The organism is Paenibacillus sp. YSY-4.3 (genome assembly GCF_054767475.1).
The window spans coordinates 285,879-308,819 of the sequence record NZ_BAABMC010000006.1 but is presented as its reverse complement, the minus strand read 5'-3'; the positions used below and the strand labels follow the sequence as shown (position 1 = coordinate 308,819).

The window sequence follows — 22,941 nt, the reverse complement described above, 5'->3', positions numbered from 1 at the left end:
CTAATCGTTGAAATAGGCCCTTTTTCGCTATGCTTACGGACACTGGTTCCGTTATTCGACCAAATTGAGTGAAATAAACAGGTTTTTAGGAGCAATAGCGGAACGTAGGTCCGTTAGCTCTCAAGATTCCTCGTTATTTCACAAATAGCGTCCCCTGGGTCCGTTAAGGCTTGCATATATTAAGTTACCCAGCCGACAATCAACTACCTCACAACAACAGAAGCAGATATGTAAAAAAGTTAGACGGAAAACGCGATGTTTTCCGTCTAACTTTTATTTTAGGGACTTATTAGACAGCCCAAGCCCCTTTGCCACGTACTTATTTTGCTGTTCTGAGACGCATGAACACCTTGATCAGCTCGTTGACGATAAGCGGGATCAACGCCAGGCCAATAACCACTCCCCAATCGGCAAGCGATAAGTTATGCACTTTGAAGGCCGCAGCCAGGAATGGAATGCTGATCGAAGCAAACTGCAAGGCCAACCCGGCAATGACCGCGCCGACCAGAAGCTTGTTGGAGAACAGGCCAACCTGGAAAATGGACTTCGTGTCGCTCCGTTTCGTAAAGGAGTAGAATAGCTGCGATGCGGCCAATACGACGAAGGCCATCGTCCGGGCATACATCATCGCTTCATCGGAAATATTCGCTGAGTTCAGGCCGAAGCCGTGTTCCCGCAGCCCCAAATAGAAGGCTACCAAAGTCAGGGAACCGATCAGGAGGCCGCCGAGAATCGCCCGAAATGCGGCTCCGCCCGCGAAGAAGCTCTCCTTCGGATCCCGCGGCTTCCGCTTCATGACGTCCTTCTCGCCCGGATCGACGCCAAGCGCGATTGCTGGCAAAGTATCCGTCACCAAGTTGATCCAGAGAATCTGGGTCGCGAGGAGCGGCAGCGGCCAGAAGAACAGAATCGAAGCCAGTATCGCTACAACTTCACCGAAATTACAGGACAGAAGGAAGGTGACTGTCTTACGGATGTTCGCATAAATATTTCGCCCTTCCCGGATGGCGTGCACGATAGTGGTGAAATTGTCGTCGGTCAGTATCATGTCGCTGGCACCCTTGGAGACGTCAGTTCCGGTAATGCCCATCGCCACGCCGATATCGGCATTCTTCAAGGATGGCGCATCGTTCACCCCGTCGCCAGTCATCGAGACGATATTGCCTTGCGCTTTGAACGCTTTGACAATCTTGACTTTGTGCTCCGGCGAGACGCGGGCAAATACCCGGATATTCTTGATTTTCTGGGCAAAAACCTCGTCGGAGAGCTCATCGATTTCCGCGCCCGTCATACTCTGCTCGATCGAGCTGGCAATGCCAAGCTCTTTGGCAATCGCCACGGCGGTGTTCCGATGATCGCCGGTAATCATGACCGGTGTAATTCCCGCCATCTTCGCTTCGTGAATGGAATCCTTCACTTCGATTCTAGGCGGGTCGATCATACCGACGAAGCCCAGAATCGTCAAATCCTGCTCCATCTCCTCAGGCTCCAGCATTTCCTCGGTATCCTTGTATGCCGCACCGAGAACCCTCAAGGCATCGTCCGACATCCCTTCGGCAGCCTGCAAAAATTGCTGCTTCAGCTCCTCGGTCAGCGGAACAACCTCCCCGCCCACAACGGCCGAGGTAGAGATCTTCAGCAACTGGTCGATGGCCCCTTTCGTATGGACACGGTAGCCCTGTCTCGTCTTGTTTAGCGTAGACATGAGCTTGCGGTCGGAGTCGAAAGGCCTCTCGGAAACCCGCTTGTATTCCGCTTCCAGCGATTTTTTCATAATATTATTCTGCTCGCCGTAAATGACCAGGGCCACTTCCGTCGGATCGCCCGTGCTTTCCCCGTTCTCATGGGTCGCGTCGGAACAGAGCACGAAGGTTTTGATCAGCTCCACTGGCGGTTCATCGCCAAGCGGCGTAGCAGTGTAGTACTTCACGACTGTCATTTTGTTTTGGGTCAAGGTACCCGTCTTATCCGAGCAAATGATATTGACAGAGCCCAGCGTCTCCACGGCAGGCAGCTTCTTCACGATCGCATGGATCCGCGACATTCGGGTCACGCCAAGGGCGAGGACGATCGCGACAATTGCCGGAAGACCTTCCGGGATGGCCGCTACAGCCAGGCTGATGGCGGTCAGGAACAACTCGAACAAGTCGCGTTTCTGAATCAGCCCGATCACAAAGATCAATACGCAGATGCCGATGGCGATGTAGCCCAGCGTTTTACCGAGCTCCTCCAATTTTTTCTGCAGCGGGGTCAGCCCTTGCGTATCCTCATCGAGAATAGTGGCGATTTTCCCCATTTCCGTATTCATGCCGGTTGCTACGGCAATCCCTTCTCCCCTTCCATAGGTTACAAGGGTGGACATGAACGCCATATTGGACATATCGCCAACCGTGATCTTGGGATCGTCCAAACGTGCTTCGGCGTCCTTGTCGGAAGGAACAGACTCCCCGGTCAACGCGGATTCCTCAATCTGCAGATTGGCGCTTTCGAGCAGCCGGAGATCCGCCGGGATGTACCGGCCTGCATCGAGGATGACGATGTCCCCGGGCACGATGTCCTCGGAATTGATCTCCTTCATCTCGCCCTGACGGCGAACGAGGGATTTCGGCGTGGTCATTTGCTGTAATGCTTCAATGGCTTTCTCCGCCTTATGCTCCTGGAATACGCCGATCACCGCATTGAGTACAACGACGGCCAGGATAATGACCGCATCCACATACTCCCCTACGATTAGAGTCACCAACGCTGCAGCCAGGAGCACGTAAATGAGCATATCTTTTAACTGGGCGAAAAAAAGGACAACCATACTCTTCTTCGGCTTGCCCTTAAGTTTGTTCGGGCCGTACTCCTCCAGCCTCTCTCGCACTTCTTCCTCGGAGAGTCCTTTAACCGGATTGACAGCCAGCTCCTTCAGCACTTCTTCCTGCGTTTTCGCATGCCACATCAAGAAACACCTCTTATTATGTTGATAATATGTATGTCTGCATTACCTATATATTGTAAACCTAATCGATTCGAAATAATCGATTTGGATTAATACTATATACGGACGTCCATGCCGAATGTACTCAAATAAAAGAACACCGCCCCAAGTCGGTGACCTGTCAGTCCTTCTCAGTCCTGTTCTTTCGGCGTATTGCCAAAACAAAGAAGCTGTCCAAATCGACAGCTTCTTCGCAAGGAAAACTCAAATGTTGAAAGTATGGAAAGATAACGCCGGCAGCACGCAGGAGATCGACTCGCTCCCAACCTGCAGCGACAACGTTCTAGACTCTTTGAACGGGTTCGCTAAAGTTATGATCCGCCCTCCGTCCGGGTTACGGAAAGCAAGTGCGTTTCCGGCCAAAGTTCCTTTAACGCCAAGACGCACTGCCCCGGGCTGAATGAATTGCGAGAAATGGCGCATTACATAATATTCCGGATTGTAAATGACCTGCTTCTCATCCGGATCGACCGTAATCATCGCATTCTGCGTCCAACCCCAAGTGCTGCGGCCGCCCGGCTCCAGTACCATATTCCAATAGATGTAACTGTTCACGCCGTTCGTGAAATAATGCTTGTACAGGTTGAACACGTAATGCGCATATTCCCAGCTGTTCTTGCCGTCGCCGCATTCGTTCTCCGTCTGCATGTAGCGAAGCTCGGGGTAGCTCTCTACCGTGCGCTGCAGTGCATATTTTCCGGCCCATTGATAACCGACGCCGCTGATGTGCTCTCTTGCCTCCGGGTCGCTCAATACCACATTGGCGTAGACGTCGTAGTCGGTATTCTGCTCACGGAACGGATCGGGGCCGTTGATCGTACCCAGCCAAATTTCCGTGGTTAGTCCATGCTCCCGGAAGGCCGGGCCGAGATAATCGCGAATGAAATCGCGCAACTGCTCGCCGGTCCACACGCAGGAAGGGAACTTCTGATCGGCGACCGGCTCATTCTGTACATATACTTGGTGAATCGTTATGCCTTCCTCGGCGTAAGCTTGAACGAATTTGACGAAGTACAAGGCATAGGCTTGCAGGACGTCCGGTTCCCAGCGCAGCGTTCCGTAGTTGTACGCTTTCGGATGTTTCATCCAGGTCGGCGGGCTCCAAGGCGAAGCGAATAACGTCAGATTGGGGTTCCAGCGCAGTGCTTCTTTAATATAAGGAATGAGAATATGCTTGTCCCGCTCGATCGAAAAATGCTCCATCGCGTAATCGCCGTCCGTCTCGTTCAGGCTGTACCACTCAGCGGAATAGTCGCTCGCTCCCATCGGCAGCCGGCAGATGTTGAACCGGCATTCCCCGTTAGGATCGAACAGTTTCTTTATCACCTCCATTCTTTCCTCTTCCGAAATGTGCTGGAGCGCAAGATACCCCAGCTCATTAAAGCATCCGCCAAAGCCCTCTACAGTTTGGTATTGCTCTTCCGTTACCTGCAGGCTCGCCGGCAAGTTATTTGAGCCCGCTTCGTTCCGGGCATTGGGCGGCAAGTTAGACGCACTTCCTCCAGACAGAGGGAGCGCTTGCTCGTGCCAATATTCCTGCTGCGTCGTAGAAATCCATGTCTTATTCATAAGGACTGAACCTCCTGAGTCTAATGATGTTCTATATACTGAGCTGCTGGACTGCTGTTACTTCTCTTCGATAATTAGTACACCCCAGCGCCCAAGGGTCAACTGCTGCCCATTCGCCACGCTTTGTCCCGACAGCAATTCCTCGCCGTCCGGATGCGGGTACGTTATGACCTGCTCTTCATCAGAATAGTTCATATAATAATGGACGAGCTTGCCGTCTTCATTCTGGCCAGACTTCGTGATCAGCGGGAAGGCGATCTCTTGATCCTTACCCCACAGTCCCGCATCCTTCACCGCTTGCTCCAGCACCTGGCGCATGATCGCCGGACTCGGCAGGCAGCCAATATAAGTCGCGATTCCATCGCCATACGTATTGCGGGTAATCGCTGCATAGACTCCCCAATGCGGGTGGTCATAATAGGCAAGCACCTCCGCCGTCGTTGGCGTGATCAGCTCCATCCATGTCTCCACAACATTGTGCTCCTCGCCGACGCCGAAGGGATCGCCTTGCAGCGACACATTTTTCGGCTCGACGAACATGCTGTAATAAATGCCGCAAGCTTCGTTGATGATGCCCGGCTGATGCGTCGTTCTTACCTTAATATGTTCGTTCGTAAATCCGCTCTTGAAGGAATAGACGATATGTCCGCCTTTGCGTACGAATTCATTCAAACTTTCGAGCAGTTCGTCAGATGCTGCATACAATGCCGGGACGATCAGCAGCTTATAGTCATTCAGATTATCGCTGGACGGATGCACAATATCGCAGCCGATGTTCATTTTGTACAACTGGTCGTACATGAGGCGAACCACATCATTGTAGTTCTTCTCCTGGCCCGGCAGCTTGAACCACTCCATTGACGTCAACGCTTCATTGCTGACGAGCACGGCGGCCTGATTTTTTTTCTGTAAATTCACGAGCTTCGGAGATAATCTGGCAAAATCGTGCCCGATCATCTTCGCCTCGTTATAGACCGGGTTCGGCTCAAAGTCGTGACTGAGCAGCCCTTTCCAATACGTCTCGAATGAATTATGGATCGAATGCCAGTGCCAGTACGCCACCATATTCGCCCCGGAGGCCAGATGGCTGAACGCCTGTAAGCGCAGCTGACCCGGATACGGGACCCAATGGGCGAACGCCTGCGCTTCCGTCTCCAATACGAGATAGCTAGAAAACTTCGTAGAACGGGCTACATCGCCGCCGAACGAAATTTCGATCCCGGTCAAATCATCCTGCGACGGATGATAAATATCGACCCCGGTAATATCGAAAGCTTCGGAAGCCGCAAAATGATCAACATCCGGCTGCACCCCATAAGAATAGCCCCGCCACTCGAAATCGAAGTTCTGGGTCACGAATTGATCCGAACTTTTATATTCGTTCACAATCGCGACCTGCCAAGCCAGGAAGTCGGTCACCAGCTTCCGCTGGAAGCGGGCAAACTCGGCGCCAAGGCTGCCGTTGATCGTCCCGACGACCGAAGGGAAGTCCTCCCAGCTGTTGATCCGGTTGCTCCAGTAAGCGAGACCGAACTCCTCGTTCACCTTCTCCACGGTTTTGAATTTCTCTCTCATATATTTCACGAACTGCACCTGTACGTTGGGTCCTGCCGTATGATAATGCTTCGTCTCATTGTCGGTCTGGTACCCGATGACGGCCGGATGATCCTTCACGCGCTCTATCATTTTTCGGATGATTCTCTCGGCGTAGAACAGGTATTTTGGATTCGTTATGTCCATGATTTGCCTTGCTCCATAGCGCCCTTCACCTTGCGGCGTCACCGCCAACACGTCCGGGTGCTCCTTCACCATCCAGGTAGGAACCGCATAAGTCGGGGTTCCGACGATCACCTGAATGCCCGCTGCATGCATCGCCTCCAGGACGCGATCCAGCGAGGTAAAATCAAACACACCGCTCTGCGGCTCATGCGTGCTCCAGGTCGATTCCCCGATGCGCACCACATTTATGCCCGCATCCTTCATCATTTGGATATCCTGATCCAATCGGTCATAAGGCATATACTCATCGTAATAAGCGACTCCATAATAAAGCTTTTGCATTTTCTGCACAGTCGTCTCTCCCCTCTTGGTGATGCATCTTTATCACGCGCCCTCTTCACGCATTGCTCTGCCTACCCCTTAACAGCGCCCTCGGTAATGCCTTCCATAATGAAGCGCTGGAAGATCGAGTAAATAATGACGACCGGAATGGCCGTTAATACGAGCGCCGCCAGAATGAGCGACCATTCTTTGTTGTACTCGCCGAACAGCATGTTCGTGGACAGAATCAATGTGTATCGGTTAACGTCAGTCAACATGAGCAGCGGAAGCAGGAAGTCATTCCAGATCCACAGGAAGTTCAGAATTCCGATCGTGACTGAAATCGGCAGCAGCAATGGGAATATGATGCGAAAATAAGTCTGAAAATCGCCGCAGCCATCGATTCTGGCCGACTCCTCCAGCTCCTTCGGAATCGTCTTGACGAAACCGTGATACAGGAACACCGCCATATTCACGCCAAGCCCGATATAGATCAGGCCCAATCCGTAGGTCGTGCCTTGTACGGCCAAACTCTTAGCCACTCTGGTCAGCGAAATCATGATGGAATGAAACGGCACGAGCATTGAAGCGATGAACAGAAAAAAGATGAAATTGCTCAGCTTCCCGGGCGTACGCGATAGTTTATATCCAGCCAAGCCAGCCGCAAAAATAATGCCGCCAACTCCCATAATCGACACGATTACCGAATTTTTCACGCTGTTTAGCAGATTGATCTGCTGAAAGGCGTACACATAGTTCTCAAAGTGAAGCTTTGTCGGCAGCGCCATGACGGAACTGAACATTTCCCCTTGGGTCTTAAACGAGTTAATGACCGCTAAATAGATCGGGAAAAAGGAAACCGCGGCCAGCACAGCGAGCAATAAAGTAGTGAGATAAGAGGCTGCTGTTCGCTTTCTCATGATTCCACCTCTTTCTTCTTCATGACGCTAATTTGGATAAAGGTAAAGACGAGGATGAACAGGAACAGGATGATCGACTTCGCGCTGGCGTACCCGTACCTGAAGTTGTTGGAGAAGGCCTCCTCGTAAATGTTCAGGGTGATCACCTGCGTGCTCCGCCCCGGGCCGCCCCCAGTCAAGCCGTACACGACATCAAACACTTTGAACGCACCGTTCAGCGTAAGGAACAAGCAGATGGTCAAGGCGTGGGTGATCATTGGTAAGGTTACACGCATGAAGCGCTGGAACACATTCGCTCCGTCAATAATGGCTGCCTCCTGCAAGTGCTGAGGTACGCCCTGCAGTCCCGCCAAGTAAATGATCATCATGTACCCTACGCCGTTCCAGAGTGACACAATAATAATGGAGTAGAACGAAACGTTCGGATCGCCGATCCATCCTTGATCGAGAAAGGTGAGTATCGTCTTCTCGGCGATTTGCGGCAGCACTTGCGTAAATACGAAGGACCACATAAACGCGCTGATAATCAGACTGATCATGTTGGGCATAAAAAATATCGTTCTAAAAAATCCCTTCGATCTTCGTTTCGATTCAATCAGCACTGCAAGGAACAAGGCGAAGACGTTTTGCAATACGACCATGATGACCACGTATTTCAGCGTAAACCACAGGGAATGCAAAAAGTCAGGGTCATCGCGAAGAATTTCTACGAAGTTACCAAGCCCTACAAAATCATAAGCCCGATTTAGTCCGTTCCAGTCGGTCAAGCTGTAGAACATGCCGCCAAGCGTCGGGATGAGCAGGAAAATACTGTAGATAATAAATGCTGGCGCTAGAAAGGCAAAGAAAGACAGGTACTTCCGATAACCTTTAGAGAGCATGGTTACATCACCTCAGATGTTCGAGTATTGGGTTAGTAGAAAGGCAGCGCCACAAACCCACGCCGCCCTTCCTTACCGGAACCTACTTGTTCACTTTATTGAAATCCTTCCAAGCTTTATCCAGTGCATTCAGCACGTCATCCTGCGACATTTGCTTCGCGAAGTAGCTTTGCAGCCCTTTACCGACCTCATCCTTCACCGCTTGAGGAATCCGCGGATCCTGATACGATTTGCCGGCCTTCACATATTCGGTAGCATCATTGACCCATGGATAGCTTTCAAACGTGTGTACGCTAGCCAACGGGTTGAATTTCAAGCTCTGGAAAAACTCATTGGAATCATTCTCGTCCAAAATATAATTGACCAGGTCCAGCGCCACTTCTTTGTTCTTGCTGGTTGGCGACACGGCGAGCGAAGTGGAAGTACTCAAGTTGATTAGCGTTGCATTAGGATTATCGTTGATCGGCAGCGGAGCAACTCCGAAATCAAGATCCGGATTGGATTTCAGAATCGTCTCGGCATACCATGGCCCTTGAAGCCACATGGCTCCTTTGCTTGCGGCGAATGCAGCCGCGCCGTCATCGCCGCTGACTTCCAGCGCCTTGTCCGTTCCGTTCGCATTCACCAGATCGATAATATCGAACATCGATTTCATTTCGGAGAAGGAACCGTTATTGCTGTACATTCTGTCTACGAAATCATGATTATCGGTCTCCGTGAGCGCCCCTACCGCCAGCGGCAGGAACAACTGCGGAATCCACGCTTCCTGGTAGGACAGCACGAACGGCGTAATGTTGTTCTCCTTCAGCTTCTCTACAACCGCTTTCATTTCGGTCAATGTCGTTGGAGGCGTCAGCCCCAGATCGGAAAATATTTGTTTGTTGTATAGGTAACCCCAGGACAACGTCTCCAGTGGTACTGCAACAACCTTGTCATCATACGTAACGGAAGGTTTTACGCTGTCCAGCAATTTATCGACGAATGGCTGGCTGGACAAATCTTCAAGGTAACCCGCTTTATAGAACGTCGGCACCTCGTTGACGGCATGCAGGCTGAATACGTCCGGTGCATCGTTCGAAGCGAGTCTCGTCTTAAGAATTTGCGGCGCATTGTCCGCATTCGGCATTTCCAGTTGAACCTTAACATCGATATTTTTCTCTGCTTTCTCTTTGGCAATGAAGTCGGCAATGTACTTATCGTACTGTTCTTTAAAGCGAGGCTGGGCGATGAACACCTTCAGGTTGACGGTCTGCGCCTTGCCCCCCGTATCGGTCTTGCCGGAGTCACCGCTGTTCGCGCTTCCGGATGAAGAGCCGCCACCCGATCCGCAACCCGCCAGCAACCCTACAACCAAAATCGCGCTAAGCAGCAGTTTCCATTTGTTCTTCATGCTTTTGACCTCCCAATGTCTGTTGTTGGTTACGCTTTCATTGTAAAATAACAAAGAAAGAGATTAATTCGATTAAATTAACCTCTTTCTTTGTACAATTTTGAACCTCGTTCTTGCCTTCTCAATATGAATTTACCGCTCTTTCCTCATTTCTCCCGGCGCGACGCCGTAATGCTTCTTGAACACGCGGTAGAAATAAGCTAGCTCCTCGTAGCCGCAGCTTTCAGCGATGGCCTTGATCGGCAGCTTGCCTTCCAGCAGCAGCGCCTTCGACTTCTCCATCCGCAGCTGCAGAATGTAATCGGAAAGATTTTGGCGGAACTCGTTCTTGAAGGCGCGGCTTAAATATTCTTTGCTGACAAAGAACGCGGCGGCAATCTGCTCGAGTGTAATCGGCTCGCAGAAGTTGGTTTCGACATAATACTTGATTTCCGGCAGGTTGAGCTTTCGCCGATATTTCCGATGCTCCTCGAGCTGGTTCATCGCCAGCAAATACAGCTTCGTCACATCGCTTAGCAGGCGCTCATAGGATTGCAGCGCTGCTTCGTCGATCTCGAACCGGAAGCCTTCCACGGTCTGTGAGTTGGCGATCATCAGCTCCCGGAGCTGCACGATGAATTCCTGATAAATCCGCTCCTGCATTCTCGCCTGCTCCGCCGCCTCATTGCCGAGCTGCCGGAGCAGCTCCTGGAAGGTGTCCCGGATGCCGGAGACGTCCAGCCGGTTATAGTAAGACGCGAGCGCCGGCTTGTATCCTTTGGCGATCTGCAGGAAATCGATCTGCAGCGTAAATTGCTCGCGATAAATGATACGGGAGGATTCCAGTTCGTTTTTGCATTTTAACAGGGCGGCATTTAACTCCTTCGGGTCGATCGGCTTGAGAATGTAATCTTTGGCTTTGCAGCGAATCGCCTGCTTCAAATAGGTGAAGTCGTCATAACCGCTGACCACGATCACTTTCGTCTCAGGATAGCGCTCGTTCAAGATGCCCAACAGCTCCATCCCGTCCGCTCCCGGCATGCGCATATCCGTAATAACCAGCTGCGGAGAGCGATCCTCGATCAGACGCAGCGCCTCCAAACCATCATCCGCCTCACCGACAATTTCCATGCCATACTCATCCCATGACCCATACCGCTTGATCATCTCGCGCGGCATTTTCTCATCATCCACGATTAACGTTCTGATCATAGGAGCTGTCACCCTCTTTCATCATCGGAATTTGTATGCTCACTCTTGTGCCAACCCCAGGCTCGCTCTCCACAGATACGCCATATTGCAGCCCGAAATGCATTTTGATGCGGGAAGCGACATTGTTCATGCCGATACGGTCTCCGCTTGTCCAAATTTGGTCGGTCTCGCGGCGCAGGCTGGTTTGCAGTTCCTCTAAAGCGGAAGCGTTCATACCCACTCCGTTATCTTCAACGAGGATGATAATGCCCTGCTCATTTTGCCGCACCTGCACCTTGAGGCACCAATCCCCCGACTTCTTGTCGAGTCCGTGCTGGAAGGCGTTCTCGACGATCGGCTGCAGCGTCAGCTTGGGAATCCGGCAGTTCAGGGCCTCGGGATCGCATTCTATTTCGTAGGTGATCCGTGGCGAGAAACGCTGCATTTGGATATGCATGTAGTTATTCAGATGGTCCAGCTCGGCCTGGATCGTCGCCAAATCATTCGGCCCGCGGATGACGTAGCGGAACATATGGCTCAGCGAGCGGATCAGCTCGTTGATCTCCTCTGGCTTGCTGGAGAAGGCGAGTCCGCCGATCAGCTGCAGCGTATTTTGCAAAAAGTGCGGGTTGATTTGTGATTGAAGCGCTTTCAATTGGGCTGTCTTTTTTTCCAAATTCATGCTGTATTCGGTCTTGATATACTCTCGAAGCCGGTGGGACATATTATATAGCTTAAATTCCAGGAAACCAAGCTCATCGATCCGATTGCTAACTGGCGGCTCCTTGTCTTTAATGATGCTGATGCCACGCATCGACTTGGCCAGACTGACGATCGGCTTGGAGGTGCTCCAGGCTAAGATGACCGCGATCAGCAGCGACACTCCCGCGGAAATGATACCCACGATCAACCCGTAATTGAGGTTCGTCTTCGCGCTCTGATTGATATATTCGGCCGGAATGACCTTGACCAGCTTCAGGTTCCAAGGCTCCACCGTATTGTAGAAAATATAGCTGTCCTTCGTCTGGATATATCCCGGACCGCTGTCCGTGTTGTCCAGGTTCTCCAGCACCTTCGCCACGCGATCTGAAGTTTCGCTCTGAGGATCATGATCGGGCAGATACATGATTTCCCCATCCCGATTGGCAATGAACACAGTATATTGCGGCTCCGACCGCAGCAGATCCAGAGCGCTGTCCATCATCTGCCATTTGACCTCCAGCAGGATGCTCCCCAACAGCTCCTTGTTCTCGAACCGGTTCACGCTGCGAATGAGATTGAACTTCGTCGGATCGCTCTCATTGCTCGTGATCATGAAGTTCATGCCGCTGGACGTCACTTCGTTCCACATGGCCGGCACCTCCAAGGGCGTGCTGATCTGCTTCTGCATGCTGTTGATCGTGAACAGCTTGTTCTTCTCTTTCAAGTACAGCTGGATTCCCAGCAAATGATTGTTCCCCGAATAATAGACCGAGGTCATCGTATCGATGATGCTGCGCTGGGCGTTGAACTGATTGGACAAGGTCGAGCCATCCATTTTATTGATATATTCATCTAGCGTATTGCTGATCAGAATCGTATAAATGAGATTATTGAGCTGAATGAACTTCTCTTCCAAATACCCGCCCGTCCAAGTAATTCGTGTAATATTGGACTGGATCACTTCGCTTTCCATCGATTTTCTCGTATTCTCGGTAGATAGGATCGTCACGACGATGAGCGGAACAACGGATATCAGAATCATAATCAGAATCAGCTTGTTCCGAATGCTCCGCCGGAATGGCAAAATGAACCAACGATATAGCAAAGCATCCCCTCCTTGAGTGATTTTATTGTATCACTTTTTTCGGGATGGGTGTCTAGATGAATTGTGTGGGTGTGAGGAAATGGCAGGAGTTCGTGGTTCGGTTATAATCAGGTATATAGATTAGTAGATGGAGGCCCGGTATGGAACCTAAAGATATGCACTCGTGGAATCTGAGTGAGGAAGAAGCCGTTCAATTGCAGCAAGAACTGGCAAGGCAAGTGATAGCGGAGGATCAACTGGCTGACGTTATTTATGTCGCCGGAGTCGACGTGGCCTATAGCAAGCACAGCGATAAATTAATCGCCGCCGTAGTGATTTTAGAAGCGGAATCCTTGAAAGTTGCAGAGTCCGTCGTCGTTGAAGATCACGTGCAATTCCCTTATATTCCAGGACTATTCTCGTTTAGGGAGCTGCCACCCGTCATTAAGGCATTTCAGCAGATCAAGACGCCGCCGCAATTGATTGTGTGCGATGGCCAGGGATTGGCTCATCCGCGGCGCTTTGGCCTGGCCAGCCATTTGGGCGTCCTCTTCGACCTTCCTACCATTGGCTGCGGCAAGACAAGATTGCTAGGGGAATTTGAGGAGCCCGACTTAGATAGAGAGTCTTTCGCCTCGCTTATGGATCGTGGCGAAGTCATTGGCAGCGTATTAAGAACCCAGGATGGGACCAAGCCCATTTTCGTCTCGGTAGGACATAAAACTTCACTCGCGACATCCTGCAATTGGATATTGAAGCTAGCTCCGCGTTACCGTCTGCCGGAGACGACCCGCCAAGCGGATCAGCTGGTGAATAGGGTGTTGGAAAAAAAATGACCTCGTGTATCTTTTAATCCTGACAACTATGTTGTCAGGATTGTTAGTTTAGGATAGGAAACAGATGACCCACACTTCACTGACCGAGAGGGAGAGATGCTCATGAGACTGGATCGTTTGCTTGGGATCGCGCTGGAACTGATGGCTAAAAAAAGGGTGACCGCTGCGGAACTCGCCGCCAAGTTCGAGGTTTCGATCCGCACCGTCTACCGTGATGTCGAACTGATCAATCAGGCCGGCATCCCGGTCGCTTCGTTTACCGGCGCGGACGGCGGGTTCGAGTTGATGAACGGATTTTTCCTGACGCGGCAGCACTTCTCGGTCGATGACTTGTCGGTGATCTATACGCTTTTGAAGGCGATGGAAGGAGCTATGGGAGGTGCCGTAGCACCCGCAATGCGGAAGCTGGCCAGCCTGAACCCGCTACTAGCGAACGAAGGAAGCCACGAAGCCGTCATTCTGAACATCAGCACGTCGGACTTTGAGAGGGATTACGTTCAGGAGCTTTTCCGAGCTGTTCGACAATCCCGCGTCGTCAGGCTGGCATACACAAGCCTATCCGGCACGGCGACCGAGCGCAGCGTGGAGCCGCTGAATCTCTTGTGGGAAAAAGGCGTCTGGTACCTGGAAGGGTACTGTCGATCGCGCCAATCAAAACGGTATTTTCGCGTATCGCGAATTACCTCGCTCGACGTGTCCGAGGAATTGTTCGTCCCTCGGCAAATTTCGGACGAGTCGGAACAGGACGAAATTCAAGGAATTCGCGCCCATCTTCGCTTCGGTCTGGCGGTTCGAACCCGTGTATTAGAGCAATTCCCAGGTGAATGCGTCTATCAGGGAGATTGGATCGATGTGCACACGACCTTTTACAAGAAAGAGTATGCGCTATCGGTCATCGCCAGCTACGGAATGAACGTCGAGATTGTATCTCCGGCTGAGCTGCAAGACGACGTCATCGCCCATATCGAAGCCATCCGCCAGCATTACGCGAGAAAACGAGGAGGAAATGGAACATGACGATTTTGGTGACAGGGGCAACTGGAACGGTTGGACAACATGTAACGGAGCTGCTGGTGCAGCGGGAAAGTTCCGTAAGGGCGCTGACGCGTAATCCCGAACGGGCGAAAGCCAAGCTGCCGGAAGGCGTACAGATCGCGGCGGGTGATCTAATGAAGCCGGAGACTCTGAAGGAAGCGTTGCAAGGGATCGAGGCCATGTTCTTGATTATCTCCAGCGACGAGCCCAATGCTGATCTCAACACGGACCCGCAAGTTGTAGCGCTGGCAGAAGCTGCCGGTGTAAAGCGAGTTGTCGTACTGGTCGGCTATGAGGAAGGACCGGTAGAGGAAACGCTGTTGGCCAGCGGCATGCAATGGACGCTGGTTAAGCCGGCCGAATTCATGGCCAATGTGCTGGCGGATTGGGGGGAGACCATCCGAACGGAAGGCGTCGTGCGGGAGTTCTACGGGGACGCGCTGAGCGCGCGGGTACACGAAGGCGATATTGCCGCCGTTGCCGTCGAAGCACTACTAGGCGAGGGCCATCACAGCCGAAGCTATCCGCTGACTGGTCCCGAAGCGCTGACGCGCCGAGAAGTGGTTAGCGCGATCGCTACGGCGGTCGGCAAGGATATCCCCTTCATCGAGCTGACCGAGGATGAGGCACGGCAGCAATGGCGGGATCAAGGCTACGACGAGGAGAGCGTTGATTTTTTTGTACAGATGGCGAAAAATCCACCAGAAGCTGGCTATACCGTGTTGCCGACGATTGAGCAAGTACTCGGGCGGCCAGCCCGGACATTTGCCGAGTGGGCTGACGAGCACAAGCGGAAGTTTCTATCATAACGGGGATCAGAGGAGGGGTGAAAGATGACCTACGCCATTGAAGCGCATGGCTTGCGCAAATCGTTTCAGACGCATGAGGCAGTGCGCGGAGTAGATCTGGCGATTCGGCAAGGGGAACTGTTCGCGCTCCTCGGGCCGAACGGCGCCGGCAAAACAACGACGATCCGTATGCTGACAACGCTGCTCCGTCCGGATGGGGGAACGGCGAGCATCTGCGGTTACGACGTAGTGAAGGAAGCCGCTGTCGTGCGCAGGCACATCAGCGTCACGGGTCAGTATGCGGCGCTAGACGAGTCGCTGACCGGCTGGCAAAACCTAACTCTGTTCGCAGGACTTCACGGTTATTCTCGCAAGGATGCCCATGCGCTTGCGGCGGAATTGCTCGAATCGTTCAGTCTGGAGGATGCCGGAAGCCGAACCGTCGGAACATATTCCGGCGGCATGCGCCGACGGCTGGACCTCGCTGCCGGCATGCTCTCGGCGCCCAAGGTGATGTTCCTCGATGAGCCGACGACCGGGCTCGATCCTCAGAGCCGGCGTGAATTATGGGAAGCGGTGCGCCATCTGGTGAAGAATGGGACAACTGTGCTATTGACGACTCAGTACCTGGAAGAAGCCGACCACTTGGCCGATCGCATCGGTTTCATCGCCCAAGGCAGGATCATCGCCCAAGACACGCCGGAGCAGCTCAAAGCCTCGATCGGCGGCAAGACGCTGACGATCAGACTGGCGGAGGGAACCGATTCAGCCGACATTTGTCGTCTGCTCGCAAGCGAACATGGGTTAGTGGCCCATTCGGAAGAAGACGGGCTGATTGTGAAAGCGGCTGTGCCGGAAGCCGCATTAGCGCATGCCGTCATCGGCACCCTTATCGGTCAGGGGGCAGCGATCGATGATTTCGCCTTGAGTGAGCCAACCCTTGACGATGTATACTTCGCGCTGACCACAAATCACGGAAGTGAGGTGGCATCATGAGATTTACGCAGACGTATGAGCCGCGAAAGCCGCGGCAAAGCCCGAGTGGCCTGGCCACGACTGCGCTGTTCATGCGGAGAACGCTGCATCATATGAGGAACAACGGCTTCGGCCTGGCCGTTGAGGCGGTTTTGTCGCCGATCATCATGCTGCTCATCTTCACCTTCTTGTTCAGCGGGGCGATTGCCGGCTCCGTCAGCAGGTATATTCAATATCTGCTGCCGGGCATTCTCGTGCTGACCGTTGTGCCGATGACGGTGTATAGCGGTACGACGTTATGCACGGATATCGCCAGAGGCGTCTATCATCGATTCCGCACGATGCCGTTCTGGCAGCCCGCTGCCCTCTTCGGTTCGGTTATCGCCGATGGCTTGCGCTATTTGGCAGCGGTGCTCACCGTTCTGGCAATGGGACTTGCGCTTGGATTCCGACCGGACGGGGGTGTTGGTGGCGCTATGCTGGCGGCGATATATGTTTTATTTTTTGCCTATAGTGTAAGTTGGGTGTTTTCGCTCATAGGTAATGTAGCCAAGCAGCCGGAGACGGTATCAGGCACGAGCATGATGCTCGTGTACCCTCTCCTGTTTGCGAGCAACGTACTCGTCGACACATCGACAATGCCCCGATGGTTGCAGGTAGCTGTCGATGTGAATCCGATCAGTGTAGCCGTTGCTCTGACGCGCGGACTGTTTCACGGAACTGCGGACGCGGCCGACCTCGCGGCGGGCATCGGCGTCGGCCTGCTGCTGATCGTTGTCTTCGCTCCGCTGACAATATACGTTTACTTAAAGAGGCAAGTGCGGTAAAAGAGTTCACATTTCATCAAAAAAACGATTCAAGGGAGCGGCTATGATCAGAAATGTATCATCTCCGCAGCATGGGCAGGCGAAAATAACTGCCTGCCCATGCTGCTAACGATGTTATCTGACGGATAGATTTTTCCCAATTCAATCTGGAATGAGCTATCTTTGTGACTTAAAGCTTCCATCAGGTATTTCATATATTTCCCTCGCCGTCCATATATGGTAAGCTTTGACCTAGTACTATTGTCGGAGGAAATCATGAAGAAATTCAGTATTCTATTTTTACTAGTAATTATGGTAGCTGCAGGTTGCAGTTCAGAGGGAGCTAACGCGTATATTCCGGTTGAAGAAACGGTGACCGTGGGGGATTTGGATATTACTGTCGAATCGTTTGAGGATCAGAGGAAACGGAATAGAAACCGAACCGTGATCGTAAACGTCAGCGCGATAATAGCACAAGACAAAAACGCCGAACTCCGGGCCCAGTATTTCACTTTAGTGGACGCCGAAGGAAACCATTATTATCCTAATCTATCTAAAAGCCAAATCTGGAACCCCCCGCTTTCCCCAGAGCCGCATGGACAAATTCATTTCGAGCTCCCTCGGAATACTCGTTCACTGGCGGTTGCCATCACGAACAATCCTTTAAGCAAGAATGCCGAGTATTCAACGGTTACGTTAATGTATTGAGTGAATAAAACGTCCAGATCTGATGAACCCCTCTTGTTTTCATAAACGGCGAGAATACACAACACGGCCCTAATACAGCCGCAGCCCCGTTCATCGCTCCTAAGGCCGCCTCCCTACAAGTGACTATGTAGCATAAGCCAGCGTGTACTACTTTTTTCGGAATAGGGAAAGGTAACAGAACAAATGATAAAATATAAATTTTTGAAAGGATGAAAACATGACGAGTTCTGTTACCGACAACCAGGAAGCGATCAAAACCGTTCATGAATTAATTAATGGTATTGAAACCGCGATGCTAACGACAGTTTCAGAAGAGGGACTCGTATCTCGGCCCATGAAAACCCAGGATGTCGAGTTTGACGGGACTCTTTGGTTCCTGACAAAGAAGGATAGCGGCAAATTCCACGAACTGCTTCAGAATCAACATGTGAACGTAGCCTATGTGGGAAAATCCTTTGTCTCTATCCGAGGTAAAGCTGAATTGGTGGAGGATCAGGAGAAATTGCAACAGTTTTGGAATCCGATGTACGAGGAACTGCTTGAAACCACTTCTGACGATCCTAATCTGGTTCTCATAAAGGTAAATGCGGAAACTGCGGAGTACTGGGATTCGGGCAATAAATTCAAAATGGTCAAATTCTTGTTCCGCAGAATGTTAGGCAAGAATACCGAGGGGACGGATATGAATCAGATTGTGAATATGACTTGAAACCATGTTGTGTAGTGAAGGTTCTCCGGCTGCCTGTAACGGCTGGTATTCATAAATCTGGCCACCAAAATGGTGGCCTAAAATATGAACCCGCTCTTATTGCTATAAGCTAATTTGAGGCGGCCGCATCCGGCAAGTGGCGAAGTCACTCGCCTGCCAGGTTTACTGCCGACTTTCTTGGCACTCCATCAAATAAAACAGATAATCCGTTGGCACCCCAGCATACCCTTGCTGTTTCAGTATAGCGGTCACATTGCCACGGTGATACGTTCCGTGGTTGACCACATGATGCAGAATATCGGAGAAACGCGTATCGAGCCGGCCATATTTGGGATGCTCAATCGTCATCGCCTTGTCCGGGTCCGGCGTACGCCGCAGCAAATCACGGAACTGTTCAGCTACACCGGCGAACAGTCGCTCCATCTCGTCTACGGTTTTTCCCTGCGCTTCCTCTGTCCACTCCGGGATCTTCGGAAAACTCTTCTCGTTCGGTACTCCCGCGAGCACGGACATATAGAGCTGCTCGAATAAGTACATATGTCCAAGCGTTTGCGCTACAGACGGGAAAACGCTCGTCACCTCTGCATGAAATACATCCTCTGGAAGCTGCCCTAGATGAGCGAACAGTCGGTCATTCGCCCAAACATGATATTCGTACAATTGTTGCGAGTGTTGAAGCATAGATGAATTCACCTCACCTTTATTCGTCATCGTTAGACTGTCACTACCGCAGCCGTATCTCTATCGTATACCGGGTTTGCTGACAATCGATGTCAGTGAAGTTCAAGCTCAGTCGGTATTGTTATCGTAATGTTTTGCGATTCCATACGCCATTTCCCGGATCATGCACTTCAGCTCAAGCGGTTCCCGAACCCGAATGGCCGTGCCAAACGCGATCAGATACATCGGAAGGTACTTGTTCATCGTCGGGACATCGAGCAGAAACCGGGCCTCTCGATCGCTCCGTTCGGTCAAATAGTGGCGCAGATGCCAGTGGGCGCAAACCGCGTTCAGCGCGTCAGATTCTCCCTCAATGCAAATGACCGTCAACGGTCCGTCCGCCTCCCGTCTTTGCTCGGACTGATCGTGGAAATAAGTCGACGCGGAGAAATGCAGAGGCTGATCAAATCGCAATTTGGTCTGCTCCAGCCACTCGATTCGATCTACACGGAACGTCCGAACCGCCTGAGACCGGTGGCAGAATGCGACAGCATACCATTCATTCCGGTCGTAAGCCAGCCCGTACGGATCAACCTCACGTTCGTATGCATGCTCAGCATTCGCTTTACGGTAGGCGATACGGACCGTCCTCCCCTCCTTCGCCGCCTGCTCTAGTTCCCTGAGCAACCGAATGACGGAAGGGGGACGCGCTGGAGCAATCACATCCAAGCCGCTTATTTGACGGGACAAATCATCGCGCTGCTCCTCATGCAGCCCGTCCTCGACCTTCTTCAATGCGCTTTGTAACTCTTCCGTATACGGATAGCCTGCGCCTTGCGCAAATTTAAATGCATCCACAAGCGCCTTCAGCTCTAAGGAATTGAAGAACAATGGCGTCTCCTTGAAGCTTTCCAGAATGCGAATACCGCCATCATGGCCCGATTCTGCGATTATCGGTACACCGCTGGCACATAATGCATCGATATATCGATACACGGTGCGGACGCTGATTTCTAAACTGTCAGCGATCTGCGCAGCGGTGAGCTTTCTTCCGGAGCGCAGCATCCAAAGCATGGACAGCATGTTATCCCATTTCGCCATCGAAATGACCCTCTTTTCCTTCCTCAAATTAAGGAAACTAATTAAAAAAACAGATCGAGTGATCCATGATTCATTTCACTGCCGGAATCAACGTAGACCAAGGCGATTCATTCACCGTTCCTGTGAACCGGTAAACAGGTTGGTAATACCCTTTTGAATCGTAGGTATAGGTCAGTTCATATTCGTCCACATTCAGTTGGTCGCCGTTCTTCAAGTCATTAAAAACATAAAAGTTCCCCTTGGCAACTTCCATATAGGCTTGAGCCGGACTGATAATCTCAATTTTGCGTACAAACTTGTTCTCTTGCATAGCGTAAAATAAGCTATGTGGAATTTGGTGTTCTCCGGAGGGTTCAATCATTACCATTCCACTTGCATAATCGCTATTTCCTCGAGCGATGTCTGCGATGGACCGTTCAATATCCCAGCGAATCGTATCTTCATTTTGTGTGCTGAATACAGCATTTGGGGGTAATATGCCGCTCGAAAGCATCCAGCTTCCATAATACTCTCCATGCTTGGCCAATTCCTCCTGCTCCATCGGGCCGCTTCCATCACCTTCGGTTGATAGCCACCATCCGCCATCGTTGACAGCGTAATTAAACGTATATTCCTTTCCGTCATCGGCAAGAAGCATCCATATGCGGTTAAATCCATCCATGCGAACGCCGCCGACCTGCTGCAGGTCAAAAGTACGCTTCACCAGCCCTGCCATCTCTTCCCCATATTTAAGATGATGAATGCGGCTGTTGGAATAAAGAGATACCGGTTCGGCCTCGGTTGGTAAATCGGCGTTAAGCGTTACTTTAACATGACTCATGTCTTGTGCAATCGCCGGACGAATGGACAGGTTGCCAAGCTCTTTCATGTTGTAGACAAGCATAGCTCCGGAAAATAGCAGAGCAAAAAATAGCGGTATACTGAGCGCCTTCCATACAGATTTGACCGCGATCTTTCGATGTTCAGCGGTGTCTAGGATTGCGCTCATCACGAAATATCCCGCCATACTTCCAAGTGTGTTGTGTAGAATATCGTCCAGTTCAAAAATACCCCTGCGGCTCAACATCTGAATGCACTCAATCCCCAGCGTTATAAGAAGCGACAGAAGCAGAACAGGACTGAAACGGCGTGTTGTTTGGCCTAGAAGCGGCAGCAGGAAACCGAGCGGAGCGAACATCAGCATGTTAAAAATAATTAACTGCCATTCCTGTAATGACCATTGATTCCATGCGTTCACATAACCGCTGAAAAGCTGGAAATTAAACCATCCCTCATAATTAGCGCCTCTGCTGAATGTCGTTAATACCATAACCACAACAAACCAGGCCAGGACCAGAAAGCTCGCGATAACCTGCCTGGCGGTTACGGTTCTTCTCCCGCCCCTCTTTCGATATAAGGCGTAGGATAAATACGAGACCCCGATGAACACCAATGCTACGATCAGCGCCGTCGGCAAAATCGGCAACAGTTTGTCGATGATTCCTTGTAAATCCATGGATAAACCCTCCATTTTACGACTTGGTCAATGAGGCTGACATTTCTATAACGAAATACTACACCATTTGTTTCACTCGTATCGTAAATTTGTAAGCGAAAAAAAGTATACACGCAAAAAAGAGCCTAAGATTTAATCATCTGTTTAGGCTCTTAAACTACTCATGCCTCCGTTTAGTCGAAGGTGAGGACGATCTTCCCGCGGCCGCGTCTTGTTTCGATGGCCCGGTGAGCATCGCCGACCCGATCCAGCGGGAAGGTCTCCCTGATATGGATGTGCAGCTTGCCTTTTGAATGCAGGTCGACCAGTTCTGCAAGGCGGGCTGCCGAGCGTTCCCCGCGGACGACGCGAAGTCCGAGCTCCTCGATCAGGTCATAGGCGAAAAACGTGCATATCCGTTCCTTGTCCTTCACCAAGTCCACCGCAGCCCGAATCCCCTCGCCTCCAGCCGTATCGAATGCGGCATCGACGCCGTCCGGCGCAATCGCACGTACTCGCTCGGCCAGACCTTCCTCATACGTCAGTGGAACAGCGCCCAACGAACGAAGGTAGTCATGGTTCCTCTCGCTGGCAGTACCAATGACAGTCTTGGCCCCCCATTCCTTCGCCAGCTGTACGGCAAAAGCACCCAGCGACCCAGCCGCGCCATTGATCAATACAGTGTCGCCTGGCCCAACGCCGATGGCTTTCAAGGCGATATACGCCCCTTGGCCATTGCCGGTCAGCCCCCCTGCCTCTTCCCAGGTCATACTGCGGGGCTTGCTTACGATTTGGTCAACGCCCACAACCACGTATTCCGCATAACAATTCATTAGCGCGAAGCCGAGTACCTCGCTGCCTATTTTAAAGCCGGTAACACCTTCACCCACTTGATCGATGATTCCCGCGAACTCATTTCCCGGGATTTGCGGAAGTTGAATGACGACGCCCTGCGGAGTCCAGCCGCTCCGTAAGCCGCAATCGTAATGCTGTACCCCGGCTGTTTTCACCCGAACCCTGACTTGCCTAGGACCGGCCTGCGGATCGGGAAACGACATAACCTCCATAACCTCGGGTCCGCCGACCGAACGAAATGCTGCTGCTTTCATA

19 protein-coding genes are annotated in these 22,941 nt (G+C 51.7%); 7 read left to right on the top strand and 12 right to left on the bottom strand.

From position 1 onward, the window contains the following. Positions 1-319: 319 nt before the first annotated feature. The 8 genes from ACYUJT_RS19640 to ACYUJT_RS19605 form a co-directional block, all read right to left on the bottom strand. Complete coding sequence (locus ACYUJT_RS19640) at positions 320-2,944, bottom strand: cation-translocating P-type ATPase (protein WP_460325390.1); 2,625 nt, start codon at positions 2,942-2,944, stop codon at positions 320-322. A 243-nt stretch (positions 2,945-3,187) separates the two neighbouring features. Next, positions 3,188-4,552, bottom strand: a complete 1,365-nt coding sequence (locus ACYUJT_RS19635) for a glycoside hydrolase family 30 protein (protein ID WP_460325388.1) — start codon at positions 4,550-4,552, stop codon at positions 3,188-3,190. 57 nt (positions 4,553-4,609) lie between these two features. Further along, positions 4,610-6,613, bottom strand: a complete 2,004-nt coding sequence (locus ACYUJT_RS19630; protein WP_460325406.1) for a beta-galactosidase — start codon at positions 6,611-6,613, stop codon at positions 4,610-4,612. Between the two features lie 71 nt (positions 6,614-6,684). Beyond that, complete coding sequence (locus ACYUJT_RS19625; RefSeq protein ID WP_460325386.1) at positions 6,685-7,512, bottom strand: carbohydrate ABC transporter permease; 828 nt, start codon at positions 7,510-7,512, stop codon at positions 6,685-6,687. Next, on the bottom strand, positions 7,509-8,393 hold the full coding sequence (locus ACYUJT_RS19620; protein ID WP_460325384.1) for a carbohydrate ABC transporter permease: 885 nt from the start codon (positions 8,391-8,393) through the stop codon (positions 7,509-7,511). The genes ACYUJT_RS19625 and ACYUJT_RS19620 overlap by 4 nt, the downstream gene beginning before the upstream one ends. A gap of 82 nt (positions 8,394-8,475) precedes the next feature. Next, positions 8,476-9,783, bottom strand: a complete 1,308-nt coding sequence (locus tag ACYUJT_RS19615; protein ID WP_460325382.1) for an ABC transporter substrate-binding protein — start codon at positions 9,781-9,783, stop codon at positions 8,476-8,478. Between the two features lie 132 nt (positions 9,784-9,915). Then, positions 9,916-10,974: a response regulator gene (locus ACYUJT_RS19610; RefSeq protein WP_460325380.1), complete on the bottom strand. Its 1,059-nt coding sequence runs from the start codon at positions 10,972-10,974 to the stop codon at positions 9,916-9,918. Continuing rightward, positions 10,949-12,760: a sensor histidine kinase gene (locus ACYUJT_RS19605; RefSeq protein ID WP_460325378.1), complete on the bottom strand. Its 1,812-nt coding sequence runs from the start codon at positions 12,758-12,760 to the stop codon at positions 10,949-10,951. Before ACYUJT_RS19605 ends, ACYUJT_RS19610 begins: the two co-directional genes overlap by 26 nt. A gap of 140 nt (positions 12,761-12,900) precedes the next feature. On the opposite strand from ACYUJT_RS19605, the gene nfi reads away from it, so the two are divergent. The 7 genes from nfi (at position 12,901) to ACYUJT_RS19570 (ending at position 18,596) form a co-directional block, all read left to right on the top strand. Beyond that, positions 12,901-13,575, top strand: a complete 675-nt coding sequence (gene nfi, locus ACYUJT_RS19600) for a deoxyribonuclease V (RefSeq protein ID WP_460325376.1) — start codon at positions 12,901-12,903, stop codon at positions 13,573-13,575. A 102-nt stretch (positions 13,576-13,677) separates the two neighbouring features. Beyond that, positions 13,678-14,592, top strand: a complete 915-nt coding sequence (locus ACYUJT_RS19595; RefSeq protein ID WP_460325374.1) for a helix-turn-helix transcriptional regulator — start codon at positions 13,678-13,680, stop codon at positions 14,590-14,592. Next, a complete protein-coding gene (locus ACYUJT_RS19590) occupies positions 14,589-15,419 on the top strand; it encodes an NAD(P)H-binding protein (protein WP_460325373.1) in 831 nt (276 codons plus the stop codon). The genes ACYUJT_RS19595 and ACYUJT_RS19590 overlap by 4 nt, the downstream gene beginning before the upstream one ends. 24 nt (positions 15,420-15,443) lie before the next feature. Continuing rightward, positions 15,444-16,394: an ATP-binding cassette domain-containing protein gene (locus ACYUJT_RS19585; RefSeq protein WP_460325370.1), complete on the top strand. Its 951-nt coding sequence runs from the start codon at positions 15,444-15,446 to the stop codon at positions 16,392-16,394. After that, positions 16,391-17,200 carry an ABC transporter permease gene (locus ACYUJT_RS19580; protein ID WP_460325368.1) on the top strand — a complete coding sequence of 270 codons (810 nt, stop codon included), beginning with the start codon at positions 16,391-16,393 and terminating at the stop codon, positions 17,198-17,200. Before ACYUJT_RS19585 ends, ACYUJT_RS19580 begins: the two co-directional genes overlap by 4 nt. A gap of 255 nt (positions 17,201-17,455) precedes the next feature. Then, a complete protein-coding gene (locus ACYUJT_RS19575) occupies positions 17,456-17,887 on the top strand; it encodes a DUF4352 domain-containing protein (protein ID WP_460325366.1) in 432 nt (143 codons plus the stop codon). 217 nt (positions 17,888-18,104) lie between these two features. Beyond that, positions 18,105-18,596, top strand: coding sequence for a pyridoxamine 5'-phosphate oxidase family protein (locus tag ACYUJT_RS19570; RefSeq protein ID WP_460325364.1), 492 nt, complete (start codon positions 18,105-18,107; stop codon positions 18,594-18,596). Positions 18,597-18,758: 162 nt separating this feature from the next. Here the strand turns inward: ACYUJT_RS19570 and ACYUJT_RS19565 are convergent, their stop codons facing one another. The 4 genes from ACYUJT_RS19565 to ACYUJT_RS19550 all read right to left on the bottom strand — a co-directional run bounded on the left by ACYUJT_RS19565 (position 18,759) and on the right by ACYUJT_RS19550 (position 22,940). Continuing rightward, on the bottom strand, positions 18,759-19,277 hold the full coding sequence (locus ACYUJT_RS19565) for a DinB family protein (RefSeq protein ID WP_460325362.1): 519 nt from the start codon (positions 19,275-19,277) through the stop codon (positions 18,759-18,761). A gap of 108 nt (positions 19,278-19,385) precedes the next feature. After that, on the bottom strand, positions 19,386-20,357 hold the full coding sequence (locus ACYUJT_RS19560; RefSeq protein WP_460325360.1) for a helix-turn-helix transcriptional regulator: 972 nt from the start codon (positions 20,355-20,357) through the stop codon (positions 19,386-19,388). Between the two features lie 70 nt (positions 20,358-20,427). Continuing rightward, on the bottom strand, positions 20,428-21,852 hold the full coding sequence (locus tag ACYUJT_RS19555) for a VanZ family protein (protein ID WP_460325358.1): 1,425 nt from the start codon (positions 21,850-21,852) through the stop codon (positions 20,428-20,430). 173 nt (positions 21,853-22,025) lie between these two features. Next, positions 22,026-22,940 carry an NADP-dependent oxidoreductase gene (locus ACYUJT_RS19550; protein ID WP_460325356.1) on the bottom strand — a complete coding sequence of 305 codons (915 nt, stop codon included), beginning with the start codon at positions 22,938-22,940 and terminating at the stop codon, positions 22,026-22,028. Position 22,941: the final 1 nt, after the last annotated feature.

What these genes read in the sequence shown, in the direction of transcription:
- ACYUJT_RS19565 (WP_460325362.1), bottom strand. Translation starts at nt 19,277, where the DNA reads ATGCTTCAACACTCGCAACAATTGTACGAATATCATGTTTGGGCGAAT.
- ACYUJT_RS19550 (WP_460325356.1), bottom strand. Translation starts at nt 22,940, where the DNA reads ATGAAAGCAGCAGCATTTCGTTCGGTCGGCGGACCCGAGGTTATGGAG.
- ACYUJT_RS19555 (WP_460325358.1), bottom strand. Translation starts at nt 21,852, where the DNA reads ATGGATTTACAAGGAATCATCGACAAACTGTTGCCGATTTTGCCGACG.
- ACYUJT_RS19560 (WP_460325360.1), bottom strand. Translation starts at nt 20,357, where the DNA reads ATGGCGAAATGGGATAACATGCTGTCCATGCTTTGGATGCTGCGCTCC.
- nfi (WP_460325376.1), top strand. Translation starts at nt 12,901, where the DNA reads ATGGAACCTAAAGATATGCACTCGTGGAATCTGAGTGAGGAAGAAGCC.
- ACYUJT_RS19625 (WP_460325386.1), bottom strand. Translation starts at nt 7,512, where the DNA reads ATGAGAAAGCGAACAGCAGCCTCTTATCTCACTACTTTATTGCTCGCT.
- ACYUJT_RS19640 (WP_460325390.1), bottom strand. Translation starts at nt 2,944, where the DNA reads ATGTGGCATGCGAAAACGCAGGAAGAAGTGCTGAAGGAGCTGGCTGTC.
- ACYUJT_RS19635 (WP_460325388.1), bottom strand. Translation starts at nt 4,552, where the DNA reads ATGAATAAGACATGGATTTCTACGACGCAGCAGGAATATTGGCACGAG.
- ACYUJT_RS19615 (WP_460325382.1), bottom strand. Translation starts at nt 9,783, where the DNA reads ATGAAGAACAAATGGAAACTGCTGCTTAGCGCGATTTTGGTTGTAGGG.
- ACYUJT_RS19610 (WP_460325380.1), bottom strand. Translation starts at nt 10,974, where the DNA reads ATGATCAGAACGTTAATCGTGGATGATGAGAAAATGCCGCGCGAGATG.
- ACYUJT_RS19575 (WP_460325366.1), top strand. Translation starts at nt 17,456, where the DNA reads ATGAAGAAATTCAGTATTCTATTTTTACTAGTAATTATGGTAGCTGCA.
- ACYUJT_RS19595 (WP_460325374.1), top strand. Translation starts at nt 13,678, where the DNA reads ATGAGACTGGATCGTTTGCTTGGGATCGCGCTGGAACTGATGGCTAAA.
- ACYUJT_RS19590 (WP_460325373.1), top strand. Translation starts at nt 14,589, where the DNA reads ATGACGATTTTGGTGACAGGGGCAACTGGAACGGTTGGACAACATGTA.
- ACYUJT_RS19570 (WP_460325364.1), top strand. Translation starts at nt 18,105, where the DNA reads ATGACGAGTTCTGTTACCGACAACCAGGAAGCGATCAAAACCGTTCAT.
- ACYUJT_RS19585 (WP_460325370.1), top strand. Translation starts at nt 15,444, where the DNA reads ATGACCTACGCCATTGAAGCGCATGGCTTGCGCAAATCGTTTCAGACG.
- ACYUJT_RS19630 (WP_460325406.1), bottom strand. Translation starts at nt 6,613, where the DNA reads ATGCAAAAGCTTTATTATGGAGTCGCTTATTACGATGAGTATATGCCT.
- ACYUJT_RS19620 (WP_460325384.1), bottom strand. Translation starts at nt 8,393, where the DNA reads ATGCTCTCTAAAGGTTATCGGAAGTACCTGTCTTTCTTTGCCTTTCTA.
- ACYUJT_RS19580 (WP_460325368.1), top strand. Translation starts at nt 16,391, where the DNA reads ATGAGATTTACGCAGACGTATGAGCCGCGAAAGCCGCGGCAAAGCCCG.